The 13,854-nt window shown below is 38.1% G+C and carries 17 protein-coding genes; 5 read left to right on the top strand and 12 right to left on the bottom strand.

The window, feature by feature from the left end; genetic code table 11:
* Positions 1 to 34: 34 nt before the first annotated feature.
* Positions 35 to 625, bottom strand: coding sequence for a YjaG family protein (locus CWC11_RS03660; RefSeq protein ID WP_058548686.1), 591 nt, complete (start codon positions 623 to 625; stop codon positions 35 to 37).
* The gene (locus tag CWC11_RS03655) at positions 618 to 968 is read right to left on the bottom strand and encodes a putative signal transducing protein (RefSeq protein ID WP_058548687.1); all 351 of its coding nucleotides are present in this window, start codon (positions 966 to 968) and stop codon (positions 618 to 620) included. The genes CWC11_RS03660 and CWC11_RS03655 overlap by 8 nt, the downstream gene beginning before the upstream one ends.
* 83 nt (positions 969 to 1,051) lie before the next feature.
* Here CWC11_RS03655 and CWC11_RS03650 point away from each other — a divergent pair, with 83 nt between their 5' ends.
* From CWC11_RS03650 to CWC11_RS03640, 3 genes are all read left to right on the top strand, one after another.
* The gene (locus tag CWC11_RS03650) at positions 1,052 to 1,474 is read left to right on the top strand and encodes a DUF2721 domain-containing protein (RefSeq protein ID WP_058548688.1); all 423 of its coding nucleotides are present in this window, start codon (positions 1,052 to 1,054) and stop codon (positions 1,472 to 1,474) included.
* A 377-nt stretch (positions 1,475 to 1,851) separates the two neighbouring features.
* Positions 1,852 to 2,736 (top strand): LysR family transcriptional regulator, encoded by an 885-nt coding sequence (locus CWC11_RS03645; RefSeq protein ID WP_138681596.1) that lies wholly within the window; start codon positions 1,852 to 1,854, stop codon positions 2,734 to 2,736.
* Positions 2,737 to 2,822: 86 nt separating this feature from the next.
* Positions 2,823 to 3,443, top strand: coding sequence for a 2OG-Fe(II) oxygenase (locus CWC11_RS03640; RefSeq protein ID WP_138681595.1), 621 nt, complete (start codon positions 2,823 to 2,825; stop codon positions 3,441 to 3,443).
* Between the two features lie 34 nt (positions 3,444 to 3,477).
* Here the strand turns inward: CWC11_RS03640 and ubiA are convergent, their stop codons facing one another.
* Both ubiA and CWC11_RS03630 read right to left on the bottom strand, forming a co-directional pair.
* Complete coding sequence (ubiA, locus tag CWC11_RS03635) at positions 3,478 to 4,356, bottom strand: 4-hydroxybenzoate octaprenyltransferase (protein ID WP_138681594.1); 879 nt, start codon at positions 4,354 to 4,356, stop codon at positions 3,478 to 3,480.
* Positions 4,353 to 4,892 carry a chorismate--pyruvate lyase family protein gene (locus tag CWC11_RS03630; protein ID WP_138681593.1) on the bottom strand — a complete coding sequence of 180 codons (540 nt, stop codon included), beginning with the start codon at positions 4,890 to 4,892 and terminating at the stop codon, positions 4,353 to 4,355. Before CWC11_RS03630 ends, ubiA begins: the two co-directional genes overlap by 4 nt.
* A 156-nt stretch (positions 4,893 to 5,048) precedes the next feature.
* On the opposite strand from CWC11_RS03630, the gene CWC11_RS03625 reads away from it, so the two are divergent.
* On the top strand, positions 5,049 to 5,447 hold the full coding sequence (locus CWC11_RS03625) for a flagellar basal body-associated protein FliL (protein ID WP_138681592.1): 399 nt from the start codon (positions 5,049 to 5,051) through the stop codon (positions 5,445 to 5,447).
* A 4-nt stretch (positions 5,448 to 5,451) separates the two neighbouring features.
* Here the strand turns inward: CWC11_RS03625 and glpG are convergent, their stop codons facing one another.
* The 6 genes from glpG to CWC11_RS03595 all read right to left on the bottom strand — a co-directional run bounded on the left by glpG (position 5,452) and on the right by CWC11_RS03595 (position 10,695).
* A complete protein-coding gene (gene glpG, locus CWC11_RS03620) occupies positions 5,452 to 6,270 on the bottom strand; it encodes a rhomboid family intramembrane serine protease GlpG (RefSeq protein WP_104643192.1) in 819 nt (272 codons plus the stop codon).
* The gene (gene glpE, locus CWC11_RS03615; RefSeq protein WP_138681591.1) at positions 6,267 to 6,584 is read right to left on the bottom strand and encodes a thiosulfate sulfurtransferase GlpE; all 318 of its coding nucleotides are present in this window, start codon (positions 6,582 to 6,584) and stop codon (positions 6,267 to 6,269) included. The genes glpG and glpE overlap by 4 nt, the downstream gene beginning before the upstream one ends.
* Before the next feature lie 68 nt (positions 6,585 to 6,652).
* The gene (tdh, locus tag CWC11_RS03610) at positions 6,653 to 7,678 is read right to left on the bottom strand and encodes an L-threonine 3-dehydrogenase (RefSeq protein WP_058548695.1); all 1,026 of its coding nucleotides are present in this window, start codon (positions 7,676 to 7,678) and stop codon (positions 6,653 to 6,655) included.
* Positions 7,679 to 7,725: 47 nt separating this feature from the next.
* Positions 7,726 to 8,919 carry a glycine C-acetyltransferase gene (locus tag CWC11_RS03605; protein WP_058548696.1) on the bottom strand — a complete coding sequence of 398 codons (1,194 nt, stop codon included), beginning with the start codon at positions 8,917 to 8,919 and terminating at the stop codon, positions 7,726 to 7,728.
* Between the two features lie 157 nt (positions 8,920 to 9,076).
* Complete coding sequence (gene gmhB / locus CWC11_RS03600; RefSeq protein ID WP_138681590.1) at positions 9,077 to 9,637, bottom strand: D-glycero-beta-D-manno-heptose 1,7-bisphosphate 7-phosphatase; 561 nt, start codon at positions 9,635 to 9,637, stop codon at positions 9,077 to 9,079.
* Complete coding sequence (locus CWC11_RS03595; RefSeq protein WP_138681589.1) at positions 9,637 to 10,695, bottom strand: glycosyltransferase family 9 protein; 1,059 nt, start codon at positions 10,693 to 10,695, stop codon at positions 9,637 to 9,639. Before CWC11_RS03595 ends, gmhB begins: the two co-directional genes overlap by 1 nt.
* A 123-nt stretch (positions 10,696 to 10,818) precedes the next feature.
* Here CWC11_RS03595 and CWC11_RS03590 point away from each other — a divergent pair, with 123 nt between their 5' ends.
* Positions 10,819 to 11,541 carry a 3-deoxy-D-manno-octulosonic acid kinase gene (locus CWC11_RS03590; protein ID WP_138681588.1) on the top strand — a complete coding sequence of 241 codons (723 nt, stop codon included), beginning with the start codon at positions 10,819 to 10,821 and terminating at the stop codon, positions 11,539 to 11,541.
* Here the strand turns inward: CWC11_RS03590 and CWC11_RS03585 are convergent.
* The gene (locus CWC11_RS03585; RefSeq protein ID WP_138681587.1) at positions 11,530 to 12,612 is read right to left on the bottom strand and encodes a glycosyltransferase; all 1,083 of its coding nucleotides are present in this window, start codon (positions 12,610 to 12,612) and stop codon (positions 11,530 to 11,532) included. The two genes, CWC11_RS03590 and CWC11_RS03585, sit on opposite strands and share 12 nt — an antisense overlap.
* Positions 12,612 to 13,682: a glycosyltransferase family 1 protein gene (locus CWC11_RS03580; protein ID WP_138681586.1), complete on the bottom strand. Its 1,071-nt coding sequence runs from the start codon at positions 13,680 to 13,682 to the stop codon at positions 12,612 to 12,614. Before CWC11_RS03580 ends, CWC11_RS03585 begins: the two co-directional genes overlap by 1 nt.
* Between the last annotated feature and the right edge of the window lie 172 nt (positions 13,683 to 13,854).

Genomic DNA, 13,854 nt, shown 5'->3' with positions numbered 1-13,854 from the left:
ACTTCTCCTGCCTTTTAATCACTACTTAATGTGTTTATAACGCCAAACCAATGTTGGTTTGCCCATCTGCGATAGCTTGCTTTTTGAGTGCTTTAACGTTTTCTGAGGTAATACGCCCCATATTTTCAACAAAGTCGATTAGCTCCCTAAGCACGTCAATTTCGTATTGCATTAATGGGTGCTCACGCACTGCCTTATTGTCAGCTACTTCGCCTTCAACAGTCATTTGGTATTCAATAAAACGCGCTACTGTAGCCTGCGAAATTTTACTTACGCTAATAAACTCTTGCTCATCTTGACCCATAAGGCCATGCATAAGACTTAACAAAGAGGTAGCAGCATCTATCGCAGGGTAAGTACCAAACATATCAAAGTCAGCAAGCTCTGGAACATTTGGCTCAATTTTTTCAACTTGTTTTTCAAGATCAATTTTACTTTTAGGTAGTAATATTTTTTCCCAACAAACGTTAAGCGCACTACGTAGTAATGCTTCATCACCAAAACCAGTGGCCTCACTAAATAAACCGTAGTTTGGCAACATACGCTCAATTAAAGCACCTGCTAGCACTGCTTTTTGTAAGTAGTTTAGCTCTCTAATACGTTGAAAATTATTCGCTTTAGTCATTCTTTAGAGTCTCACATGACCAACAAAAATCAAATGTTGATCCATTATGCTCATTACAATTAGGGCACACCCAATCTGGAGCGGATTGTTTTACTTGCTGATAGTTTACCAATATTTCACGCGCGTGGCGCTCTTTTATCGCATAAACCTGCACACTAACTTGGGTTTGCTCAAATGGGATTTCACCTAACGCACCTTGTAACATTTCACCTTGAATTTGACACTCTATGCCAGCACTCAATATAAGCCCTTTTACAATATTCGCTTCAAGATTATTGTCAGCTTTGTAGAGTGTTATCCAATGAAATGCATTGTGAGAGTTTTCAGTATTAATATTTTGCAATTATCACCTCATTTGTTTTGCGTTTACAATATCCTACGATACTCTACTAAACTGTGTAGTAAGTAACTTTTTAGGATAAAACAATGACTCTTACGACCCCTGGCTTACTTTTTCCGGCAATTTCACTTTTGTTACTTGCTTATACAAACCGCTTTTTAGTTTTAGCGCAATTAATTAGAGAGCTAAATGCGCGAGAAGGTGAGTCTATACGTCCAGTTGTTGTTGCTCAAATTACTAATTTAAGAAAGCGAATAAAGCTGATTCGAACTATGCAAGTGTATGGTGTAGCATCATTTTTACTTTGCACGCTATCAATGTTTGCATTGTTTATTGAATTTAATACCACTGGCATTATTTTATTTGGCGTAAGTTTGGCGTGTTTAAGCTTATCGCTATTAACTTCTCTTTTTGAAATACACATATCTTGTGATGCAATTGAAATAGAGCTACAAAGTATTGAAAACAAGCCATTAAGTAACAGAGTAAACCGTAACTTTGTAAAATAATACGTATACGCTTAAGCACACCTATTGATTGTAACAATTACATGGTATGGGCTACTAATTTGAGCATATACCTTTTCATTAACTAGAATAATAAACTTAACCTTTTACATCTAACTTACTGAGTAAAAATAACTTTAAAATAAAAATAATTGCATAAAGATAAATAAATAAGAATGAACAACTAGTTTTAAATTAAAAAAGTAATACTATTTGGTCGCTTTTCTCTTTAATTAATACTTAAAGGGGGGTATCCTGCCTAAATCATGCATGAACTTGCAAACGTATTTCAGTATTAAATTTTACTAATCTTTAGAATAAAAATTAATATATTTGATGTTCGCGGTAACTGCGACTTACTTATAAAAAGGGACTATAAAGTGAGATTTGAACAATTAGAGCAATTTGTAGCGCTTGGTGTGTTACGTCACTTTAGACAAGCAGCTGAGCAAACCCAAATCAGTACTTCAGCGCTTACGCGCAGCATTCAAACTCTTGAAGATGAAATGGGATATGAATTAGTTAAACGCTCAACCCGCTCTGTTAAATTAACGCCTGAAGGCGAGCTTTTTCTTGATTACGCGAAAAACACACTGTCGGAACTTGAACTAACTAAAAAACGAATTTTTCAATCTGTTAATGGCAACGCTGATGAAAAGCTAGTTATTGGCTATACCAATAAGGCCAGTAGCATCGTGCCTATTTCGTGCGGACAATTTTTAGCGCAGTATCCTCACATTAAAATAGAGATGCAGCTACAAGACCAGCAAGAACTGACACGTAAACTCCAGCAAGGAGAAATAGACATAAGCGTATATTCGCAAGCTATTAATAGTATTGGAAGCGATATACATTTACCTGATCAGCTTGTTTTATTTGTGTCAACAAACCACCCTCTGGCTCATAAAAACGATATCAGTAAGCACGACTTAGATAGTTACCCTATGTACGGTTGTTTTTCCCAATCAAAACAAGTACAAACTATGCTAAACGAAGCCATTGACTCTTTAAACAAATCATCAAGTATTAAAGTAGGCAGTATTGAGCAAGTAATAGCGGGCGTTGTTAAGTCTAATCACTTTGCAATTGCAAGTATTGAGCATGCTAATACAATTGCTGAACACTCGAATTTAGTGCAATTAAAAACGAATAAAGATTTAAGCCATGAACAGCTTGTAGTGCAAACAAGCCAACAAACAGCGATTAGTGAACATGTAGAGCACTTATTATCGCTAATTAAAAAAGCAGGCACTACGTTTAACTAATGATTAAAAAAGTGCGGCATAATAAACAGTAGCTTTTAGCTGTTTTTCGGCTACACTGTCGCACCTTTTTTAAACAGCTGACATGAATGAACACACTTTTTGGTTCCGATGTCTATTTAGATGATATAGAACGCCAAGGATACGCCGTAATTCATAACGCGCTTATTGCTGAATTAGTTAATGAGTTAGTAACCGATTGTCACCGTATAAACCCTCACTTTAGTCTTGCCGGTATTGGTCGTTTAAATGATTTACAAATAGATAAAACTATTCGTAAAGATAAAACCTATTGGTTTGATGGCAGCTCTCAGGCGCAGCTTACCTATCAAGCTATTATGCAAAGTATAAAAACAACGCTAAACCGTACTTTTTTTATGGGGTTATTTGATTACGAATGTCACTATGCAAAGTATACGAATGGTGACTTTTATAAAAAACATATAGATGCATTTAAAGGACGCTCTAATCGCGTATTTACAACTGTGCTTTATTTAAATACACCTAAGCAAGGTGGTGAACTTGTTATTTATAAACCTAAAAGTAAAGAAATAGAAATAACGATTAAACCAACTGCGGGTACATTAGTTATGTTTGAAAGTGAGCGTTTTGCCCATGAAGTATTACCCGCCGTTGATGAGCGTTACTCTATAGCCGGATGGTTTAGAAAAAACGCTTCTATAAGCGGTATTATAGACCCACCAAGGTAGTAATAATAAGTAGTTTGAAGCCTGCCTAGAGGCTTTAAGCTGCCATTGGATAAGAAACTAGTAACCCTATAAAAATAGCTAAGCCCACATAATGGTTATTTAAAAATGCTTTAAAGCAATCACTTCTATCGCGCTTATGAATAAGTGTTTGCTGATAAATAAGTAAACCCGCAGCAACACTTACGCCAACGCCAAATACCGCACCTAAATTATTACTTAACCCAATAAAAGCAACAATTGCGATAAATACAGTATTTAATATAAAAATAATATGACGATCCAATTGACCAAATAAGATGGCTGTAGACTTTACCCCTATTTTTAAATCGTCATCTCTATCGACCATTGCATACATAGTATCGTAGGCTACAGTCCAGCAGATATTAGCAATGAATAATAGCCACGCTTGCGGTGGTACTGAATTAATCGATGCCATATAGGCCATTGGAATTGCCCAGCCAAACGCAGCACCTAAAACCACTTGGGGTAATTGGGTATAACGCTTCATAAAAGGGTAACAAAATGCTAAAGCAAGCGCCCCAAACGACAATAATATAGTGTTTATATCCAGCAACAGCACGAGTACAAAAGCAATGGTAATAAGCAGTGCAAATAAGCTTAATGCTTCACCAGCGCTTACTTGCCCAGTAGCGAGCGGCCGCCCTGCAGTGCGCTTAACAGCTCCATCTATTTTTCTATCTGCAAAATCGTTAATAACGCAACCGGCGCTGCGCATAACAACCACTCCCAGTGTAAATACAATAAAGTTAAGCAAACTAGGCATACCACTATTTGCAAGCCATAGCGCCCAGTATGTAGGCCACAGGAGTAATAAAGTACCTATTGGCTTATCGATACGCATTAGTTGAATATAAAAAGGAATATGCTTGATATGCAATGAGGCTAATTTCATGAGTACAAATACGCTCCTGGTAAAAATACTTCGCACACTAAAAATTTATATTCGTGTAGGGAAAAAACACTACGGCGCCCTAAAAGATCTCTGTTTGGTAAGTTTAGCAACGTCACTAATTGTTGTATTGAATGAGAGAAGTTGAAAGAAGCTATTTCTATATCTGTACGCTTTAATGCAGGGTCTTGAAAAATCACATCCCCTAACGGACGCTCCCCTATAGTATGCAACGGGTTGCTTGCATCACTTTTAGGTAACCAGCTTTGTGCATATACCATAGGTACGTTATCGCACAGTAAAATAACTTCTCGATTAATTGCTGTTTGAATAGCACAACTTAGCAAATTTTGTTGCTCAGGACTTAAAGTAAATAGTTGCTCACTTAACACTTTCACACTAAATATTTGTGATTTACTTTTTAATTTAGCGGTTAAAGAATTTGGCTCAAATAGCCATTCTTGTTCAGCAGAAGATAAATCACTTACAGATGAAGTGGACTGCCAATTAGCAGAAATAGACAAGGGATAAGTAATCACAATAGCTCGATAAAATAAAAACCAACGCGATGATAACATTGCCAAAGCATTTGAAAAAGTGATGTTTTATTGCCGATAAATAATTGCTTGGCGCTGTTTATTACCTACTATTAAGTATAAACTATTTATAACTGGTTTACGGAAACGCACTAAATTATGAAAAAAATAGTATACGCAGGTCTTTTTACACTTTTAGCTAGCATAATGAGCTTAAGTGCTCGTGCTGAGTCGAGCGTAGGATACTTTGGTTTTGAGCCAGATATAATCACTAACTATATTGGCGCCTCTAGTAAAAAAATGGGCTACGTAAGGGTTACTATCGATTTAATGCTAACCGATACTTCAGACATTGCTATAGTTGAGCACCATACACCATTACTACGTGATGCCTTGGTTGAAATACTATCAAAAGAGCCTGAAGAAAAAATAAAGTCGTTAACTGGTCGTGAAGAGATCAGAGCAAAATGTGCTGAAAAATTAAAAATGTTACTCAAAGAGGAAACAGGCCAAGAGATCATCCGTGAAGTCTTGTTTACTAAATACCTGTATCACTAGAGAGCTATTTTTTTGCATTAAAAATATTAGCGGTAAATGCGTAGGCCATACCGCTTAAAAGCCCACCTAAATGTGCCCAGTTTGCCATGCCAACAAATAATACATCAGCAAAACCAAGTACTAACCAAATAAGCATAAAGCCAATGATTGGTGTGCTAACTAGCGCAGGCCGCTTAGGGTTTAAATAGCTATGGATCCAGCAAAAGCCCAATAACCCATATACCACACCGCTTAAGCCACCAAAATTGGGGCCTACAATTAGGTACTGAGCCCAGTTGCTAATAAGCGCAGTTACAACAAAAAGCCCTACTAAGCTAATTTTACCACACTGTTTTTCAATATTATCACCAAGCGACATCCACCAAATTAAATTAAACACTATATGCATAGCACTAAAATGCACGAGTGCAGGTGTAAGCCAACTTAAAGGCTGAGCAGGATTAAATTGAAGCGCGGTGTATATTTTCTCAAAGCCGCCGAGTAAAAATGCAAAATAAATAATTACACTTACAATACTTACCGTTTGGTTTAACCAGCTAAGGGCTTTAAATCGCGCTATTAAGTTAAGCGACTGTCCTTGGTAGGTAAGTCCTGATTGCGTACTTCCTACATCCCAAGAAGCTTGCTGATAGCGTGCATGATTAGGGTTTTGTACAAACTCATCCCATAAAGGTTGTACTTTATGAAAATGCTCAGGCGCAACGCTAATAATTACATTACTACCATCAGAGGAGCTTAACTGCCCTTGTAAACCTTGGCTTTTTAAATAATCTATAAAGCCTTGTGCGGCGCGCGGGTTATTTAAACTGCCAAGTTCAATCATCGTTCGACTTTCTCGCTATATGCAGCTTCCCAGGCAGTAAAGCCGCCATCCATGCTATACACATCTTCAAAGCCTTGCTCAACTAAGTAACTTGCAGCACCTTGCGAGCTCATGCCGTGGTAACACACTATAATAATGGGCTGGTCGAATTCTTTTTCCATCATAAATTGGGCTATATTTGCATTTGATAGTGCCTCAGAGCCTGGAATATGCCCTGCTTGATACGAGTTTGGGTCGCGTATATCTGCAATTACTACGTCTTCTTTATCTAACAGCTCATGCGTTTGCGCAATAGAAATATTTTTAAATGCCATTGAAATCTCTTTAATAAATTAAATAAAAAAGGCGGCCATAGCCGCCCTTCTTGTAATTTTTTGTGGAATTAATCCCAGTTTAAAATTACTTTTCCTGACTGACCTGAAATCATCATATCAAAGCCAGCTTGGAAGTCATCTACAGAATACTGATGCGTTATGATTGGGTTTAGATCAAGACCTGATTGAATCAAACTTGCCATTTTGTACCAGGTTTCAAACATTTCACGACCGTAAATACCTTTGATCACTAAGCCTTTAAAAATAACTTGGTTCCAATCTACCGCCATATCTGATGGCGGAATACCTAACATGGCAATTTTACCACCATGGTTCATGTTATTAAGCATAGAATTAAATGCACTTGGCACGCCTGACATTTCAAGGCCAATATCAAAGCCTTCTGTCATGCCTAAATCATTCATTACATCTTCAAGCTTTTCATTGGCAACATTTACAGCACGTGAAGCCCCCATTTTACGGGCAAGCTCTAAGCGATATTCATTTACATCAGTAATTACGACATGGCGTGCACCTACATGTTTTGCAACGGCTGCAGCCATAATACCAATTGGGCCTGCGCCTGTGATAAGGACATCTTCACCCACCAAATCAAACGAAAGTGCTGTGTGTACAGCATTGCCAAACGGGTCAAAAATAGACGCTAGTTCATCTGAAATGTTATCTGGAATTTTAAAGGCGTTAAATGCAGGGATCACCAAGTATTCAGCAAAAGCACCTTCACGGTTAACACCAACACCTGTGGTATTACGACATAAATGAACGCGCCCAGCACGGCAGTTTCGACAATGCCCACAGGTAATATGGCCTTCGCCAGATACGCGGTCACCTACAGCAAAACCACGAACTTCTTGACCCATATCAACTACTTCACCTACATATTCGTGGCCAACCACCATAGGCGTAGGTATCGTTTTACTTGCCCATTCGTCCCATTTATAAATATGAACGTCGGTTCCACAAATAGCCGTTTTGCGAATTTTAATAAGCAGATCGTTATGGCCAACTTCTGGTTTTGGCGCATCTGTCATCCAAATGCCCGGCTCTGCTTTTAATTTAGATAATGCTTTCATGAATTACACTCAACAAAAAAACCGAAAAGACTCCGGTTTATTAAAAATTAAATAACGCCTATTTCTTTACCAATACGAGTAAAGGCAGCGATCGCTGTATCAAGCTGCTCAACACTGTGCGCTGCTGATATTTGCGTACGAATACGTGCTTGGCCTTTTGGTACTACTGGGAATGAAAAGCCAGTCACATAAATGCCTTCTGCAAGTAATTTATCAGCCATAAGTGATGCTACTTTAGCGTCGCCTAACATAACAGGGATAATGGCATGGTCTTTACCTGCACAGGTAAAGCCTGCAGCTTCCATTTGCTCACGGAAGTACTTAGCGTTTGACCAAAGCTTAGCGCGAAGTTCACCGCCATTTTCTAGCATTTCTAGTACTTTAATTGATGCTGTAACAATCGAAGGTGCTAGTGAATTAGAAAACAAGTATGGACGAGAGCGCTGGCGTAACCATTCAACAATTTCTTTTTTACCTGAAGTGTAACCCCCTGACGCGCCGCCCAGAGCTTTACCAAGTGTGCCGGTAATAATATCTACACGGTCAAGTACATTACAATACTCTGGTGTACCCTTACCGTTTTCGCCAACAAAGCCTACCGCATGTGAGTCATCTACCATTACAAGAGCATCGTACTTATCGGCTAAGTCGCACACGGCTTCTAAATTACAAATTACGCCGTCCATAGAAAACACGCCGTCGGTAGCAATTAGTTTCGTTTTAGCACCCGCTTCGTCTGCAGCAATAAGTTGCTTTTCAAGATCGGCCATGTCGTTGTTCGCATAGCGAAAACGCTTAGCTTTACATAAACGTACGCCATCAATAATTGACGCATGGTTTAATGAATCTGAAATAATGGCATCATCTGGCCCCAAAATTGTTTCAAACAAGCCTGTATTAGCATCAAAACAAGACGAGTATAAAATGGTGTCTTCGGTTTCTAAAAATGCACTAATTTTTTGCTCAAGTGTTTTATGAATATCCTGCGTGCCACAAATAAAGCGAACAGAAGCAACACCAAAGCCATGATCGTTTAAACCATTTTGAGCTGCTTTTATTAGCTCAGGGCTATTTGCTAAACCTAAGTAATTGTTCGCGCAAAAATTTATTACTTTGCCTGATGCAACTTCTATCTCAGCTTGTTGCTGAGACTTTATAATACGTTCGTTTTTATACAAACCTTCGGTTTTTACGTCTTCAATTTGCTGCTGTAGCTGGCTAAAAAAAGCAGATGCTCTCATCTGTGGTCTCCATTTAATTGAACGGGTAAACAGGTACTGTTTAATATGGTGGGTATTGTAAAAGTTTCATGAGTAAAATGCACGGTTTGCAGTTTATCGCAAACACATGCAGTGGCAGGAATTCCTGCCACTTTACACACTGATAAGTGGGTTAGGTTTATAATGTTATAAATGCAGGTAAATCATTTATTGAATCAATTACTAGATCAGCAGATTGCTTTGCGTTTTCGTCAAAACTTTGACCTGAACGTACAAGAACACGTGTAGCAATATGTGCCTTTTTTGCAGCTTGCATATCGCTAAGTTTATCGCCCACCATAATGCAGTGCTTGGGGTTGATGTTATGCTCTTTAATGCCTTGTAGTAACATACCGGGAGCTGGCTTTCTGCAATCACATTGCTTTAAATATTCTGGTAAAGCCTTTTTAGGGTGATGAGGACAAAAATAAACATCGGCAATTTCAATATTGTGGTTACTAAATTGCGTTTTCATCCACTGGGTGAGCGCTATAAAATCAGCCTCAGTATAATAACCACGCCCAATACCTGATTGGTTAGTAACGACTATAATTTTGTAGCCTGCATCATAAAACTTTTTACAGGTGCTAAAAATGCCGTCAATAAATTCAAATTTTTCACTTTGATATACATAGCCGTGATCAACGTTAACAACACCATCACGGTCTAAAAAAAGGGCTTTATTTTGTAGTCCACTCATTATAAAGACTCTTTTAATACAACATGATCAAACATTGCCTTAACGCTTTCTACGCTTATTTGGCCCATTAAACCATCGCCTTTTACTCGGGTGCCCCACGGTACTTGCTGCGCAGTTTTACCGGTTTGTTTAAGTAAATTTTTATGATAAACCTCAACTACGTAGTCTTGATATAAATAAGGGCCGGTACGAGCCGGGTTTGAGTGTGCATATAAACCAATTACTGGCGTACCAACGGTTACTGCCATGTGAGCCGGGCCGGTATCTGGGGCAAGTACTAAATCAGCTCTTTTCAAAACACATAGCAACTCTTTAAGTTTTGTTTTACCTACAAGATTTAAAATAGGGCTGTTACAGTGTTTTATAATATTCTCTGCTAAGTTTACTTCAAGCTCGGTAGGCCCGCCTGTTAAAGCAACGTTAAAACCTTGCGCGCGTGCGTGTTCTGCAAGTGCGGCATAACGTTCAGGCAACCAATTACGCTGAGCTTTACTAGCCGCTGGCGAAATAACAAATAACTTATTAGCTAAATAGTCTTGCCCTAATAACTCATCCGCTTTAACTTCATCTTCTCTCGTGTAAGGCATTTGCCAAGTAGGCGTATAATTATCTACGCCTATCGCTTTAGCAAAACCTTTAAAGCCTTCTAATACATGCGCCTCTTTTTGTGCTGCTATGCGTTTATTTATAAATAAGCTGTGTAGCTCTTTTGAGCGCGCCCAATCAAACCCTAATTTTACTTTTGCAGGTACACAGCGTGCTACAAAGCCTGCTCTTAGTGCCACCTGCATATTAAGAAGCACGTCAAACTGCTTACCTTTAAAGGTGTTTTTTAATTTTTTAAGCGCAGCCTTACCTTCTTTTTTATCAAATATTACCAGCTCTACACCTGATAAATCAGCAAGTAACATAGCCTCTACTTTACCCATTACCCACGTTATTTTTGCATTAGGATGCGCTTTTTGAATTGCTTGAACTGCACTAACCGCATGGCATACATCACCAATAGCAGAGAGTCTTAAAATACAAATAGAGGAGTAATTAGGCACTTGAGTCACGCATTCCGTTAGGCTTTAAATAGTATGCACGGATCTTAAATTATACTCGCGTTAATGCAAGCACTTATCCTGCGCCATAAAACACGTTAATATAGACCTATTATTGAATTATTTTAACGAGCTATGTTTAAAACACGAAAGCAAGGCAAGCACACTATTTTAAGCCACCCAGAATATTTTAACCTTGTTGATATAAACTGGTTTGATGCAGATTATTGGCAACAGCAAAATAAAATAGTGGGAGCTAAAAAAGGCCGCGCTACAGCATGGTTTTTTAAACACGATAATTTAACCGCTGTACTTAGGCATTATTGGCGTGGCGGTTTGGTTGGTAAGGTATTAAGCGATCAATACCTTTACCCTGGCCTTGAAAACACCCGTGTGTATAAAGAATTTAGCTTAATGGTAAAGCTTATTGAACTAGGCCTAAATGTGCCAAAGCCCATTGCAGCTAAAGTATCTCAAAGTGGTTTGATTTACCGAGGCGATATAATTACACAAGCCGTAAGCGGTGCTAAAAGCCTGCTCGACATTTTAATTCAGCGCCCTTTAAATAGTGAAGAGCTTGAAAATATAGCCAACACTCTTGCGTTATTTCATAACAAAGGGGTGTATCACGCCGATTTAAATATCAATAATATTTTATTTAATGAAAAAGGCGACGTATATATTATCGATTTTGATCGGGGTGAAATTAAGCAGCCAAACGCGCAGTGGCAGCAAGCTAATATGGCTCGCTTGGAGCGTTCATTCCTAAAAGAACAAGGCCGTAATAACGTCTTCAATTGGCAAAGTAATGATTGGGAAGCTTTGTGTACTCTTTACGAAAAGAAGCTAACAACTTAAAGCTAAATACTGCTGAGCTACTAGTTCAGCATTCACTTTTTGCAAAATTTCCGCATTTTCTACATTAGGCTTATTTGCTAAAACTTGCTTTATTTTAGCCGATAGCTCTTCGCTATTTCCTACAGGCACTAAGTAGTTAGCCAGTTCGCCAGTCAATATTTCGCTTGGTCCAAAGGTACAGTTAGTACTTATGACAGGCGTACCCACTGCTAACGCTTCAATTAACACTGTTGGCAAGCCTTCAAAGTCAGAGCTTAAAACTAACGCCTGCGCGTGTTTAATCCAATTATATGGGTTTTGCTCAAACCCGGGGACAAAAAGTTGCTCTTCAATGCCATACTCTTTTGCAAGTTTAAATGCCTTTACTGGCTTATTACATAAAAGTACCAATTTATATTTTTTATCAAGCTTGGCAAATGCTGCAAATAAAATATCGTGGCGCTTTTGCTTAGCTAAGCGACCAACATGAATTAAATAAGGAGACTGCGGGATAGCCGTATTTACTTCATTAGATTGGCGTTTTATATCAGCTAAATTAAATGGATTATAAATAGTGGTTATTGCACTGGGCGTAATTAAATCGCCTTCGATGATTTCTTGCTCCACCCCTTTAGATACGCAAACGAGTGACTTATTATTTAAATTTTGTTTTGATTTTTTAAGATAGCGATAAGAAAATGGGCCTAATTTTTTTTGCCTTGCAAGCTCTGCATTTACTGAGTTATGCATAATAAAATGCACATTTTTAACTGCACTTTTAGCGAGTAAATTATTACTTCTATCAAGGTTTGAAAGCACTAAATCTATCACGCCTATGTCTTGTTTTTTATTACTAAACCAGGCCTCTAACTTTGCTACGCTTTTATTTATTTTCCAAAAGCGATCGACTTTAGATGCCCTATCAGTAAATAAACTCTCTACCTTTATTTGCTCGGGTATAGCGTATTCAAAATTATCTGCCAGCGATAAAATGGTTACGCAATGCTCTTTTATAAGTTGCTGAGCAAGGGTTAGCATCACTTTTTCAGCACCACCACCCGCTAATGAATCAATTACAATAACAACATTCATTAATGCTTATCCAATAGCATATTTTTTACACCTTGGGTTATAACTTCATAACCTTGCGGACTTTTAATGCGTGAGTATTTACTCAAAAGTTCTTTAAAGTGAGGCTCTATAAGTAAGGCTTCTACTTTATTTACAATGTCGTTTTTATCAAAACGAGCTTTAAGTACTACGCCTGTACTTTCACAGCTAGTTAGACGTTCATTTTGATCTTTTGAAATAGCACAAGCAACAGCAGGAGTGTTTACAGCAATAGCTTGCAATAAGGTATCGCCTGCACTTAATAGTGCAAATTTAGCTTGTTCCAACAGCGATAAAAACTCACTGTTATCTAAGCTTGTGAGACTAATTACTGTACTCGATGTTGGTAAGGTCTTATTATAATTAGCGCCAAAGACCACCATCCCTTTTAATCCCGTTTTAGATGAGATTTGCTCTGCGGCAGCAAAAAAAACATCTGCGCAATTCTCACCATTGAGCAAATGACCTCCAGAGCCTGCACTAACAATAAAATAATCTTTTTTGTCGAGTTTATAGGTATCTAGCACTTGCTGAGTTTGTTGCTTTGAAGAAAACGCAATATAAGGCCCCACATTTTTGGGCATAGCTAGCGAAAACATATCTATTTTGGTTTTTTCTGCCCAGCTAAGTGGCTCAATACAGTAATCGGGTTGCACTACCCAATGACTATCTATTAAATTAATACGATTGAGTTTTAAGCCTTTAGCACGTTTTTTTGCGTGCTGAGAAATAAACACTACTTTTGCGCCTACTTTTTTAGCCGCCTTCATATGTGCAGCGCGCCCTGCGCAGTCAAAAATTACAACATCTGGTTTATATTCAGTTATAAATTGACATACCTTATCAAGCTCTTTTGTCGGCGAATGTTCAAGTAAAGTTGTATTAAATGGACAGCTTTTAGCATAAGCAGTGTGCTTATTTAAAATAAAGTGTATATCGAGAGTATTTGAGCATTCATTTTGTAGGCTTTGAGCTAGCAACAACGAGCGCATGTATTCACCAATCCCTTGCGGTGATGATACGGGTATAAATAAAAGTCGTTTGTTGCTCATTGCATTCTCTATTTCCTATTTGCGCAGCAGTATATCAACACCATAGTTTTTACGATAGATAGGTTACATTTTTATACATTAAATTAACGCTATTATTTTGATTATTTACTGCATTAACCGCCCTAGGTTGGTAAACTTAGCCGCAATCTTAATCACAAGGATCTGAACTTTG

The sequence above is a fragment of the Pseudoalteromonas sp. S3178 genome, assembly GCF_005886985.1.
Lineage (GTDB): Bacteria > Pseudomonadota > Gammaproteobacteria > Enterobacterales > Alteromonadaceae > Pseudoalteromonas > Pseudoalteromonas carrageenovora.
This window is presented reverse-complemented; position numbering and strand designations above follow the sequence as displayed.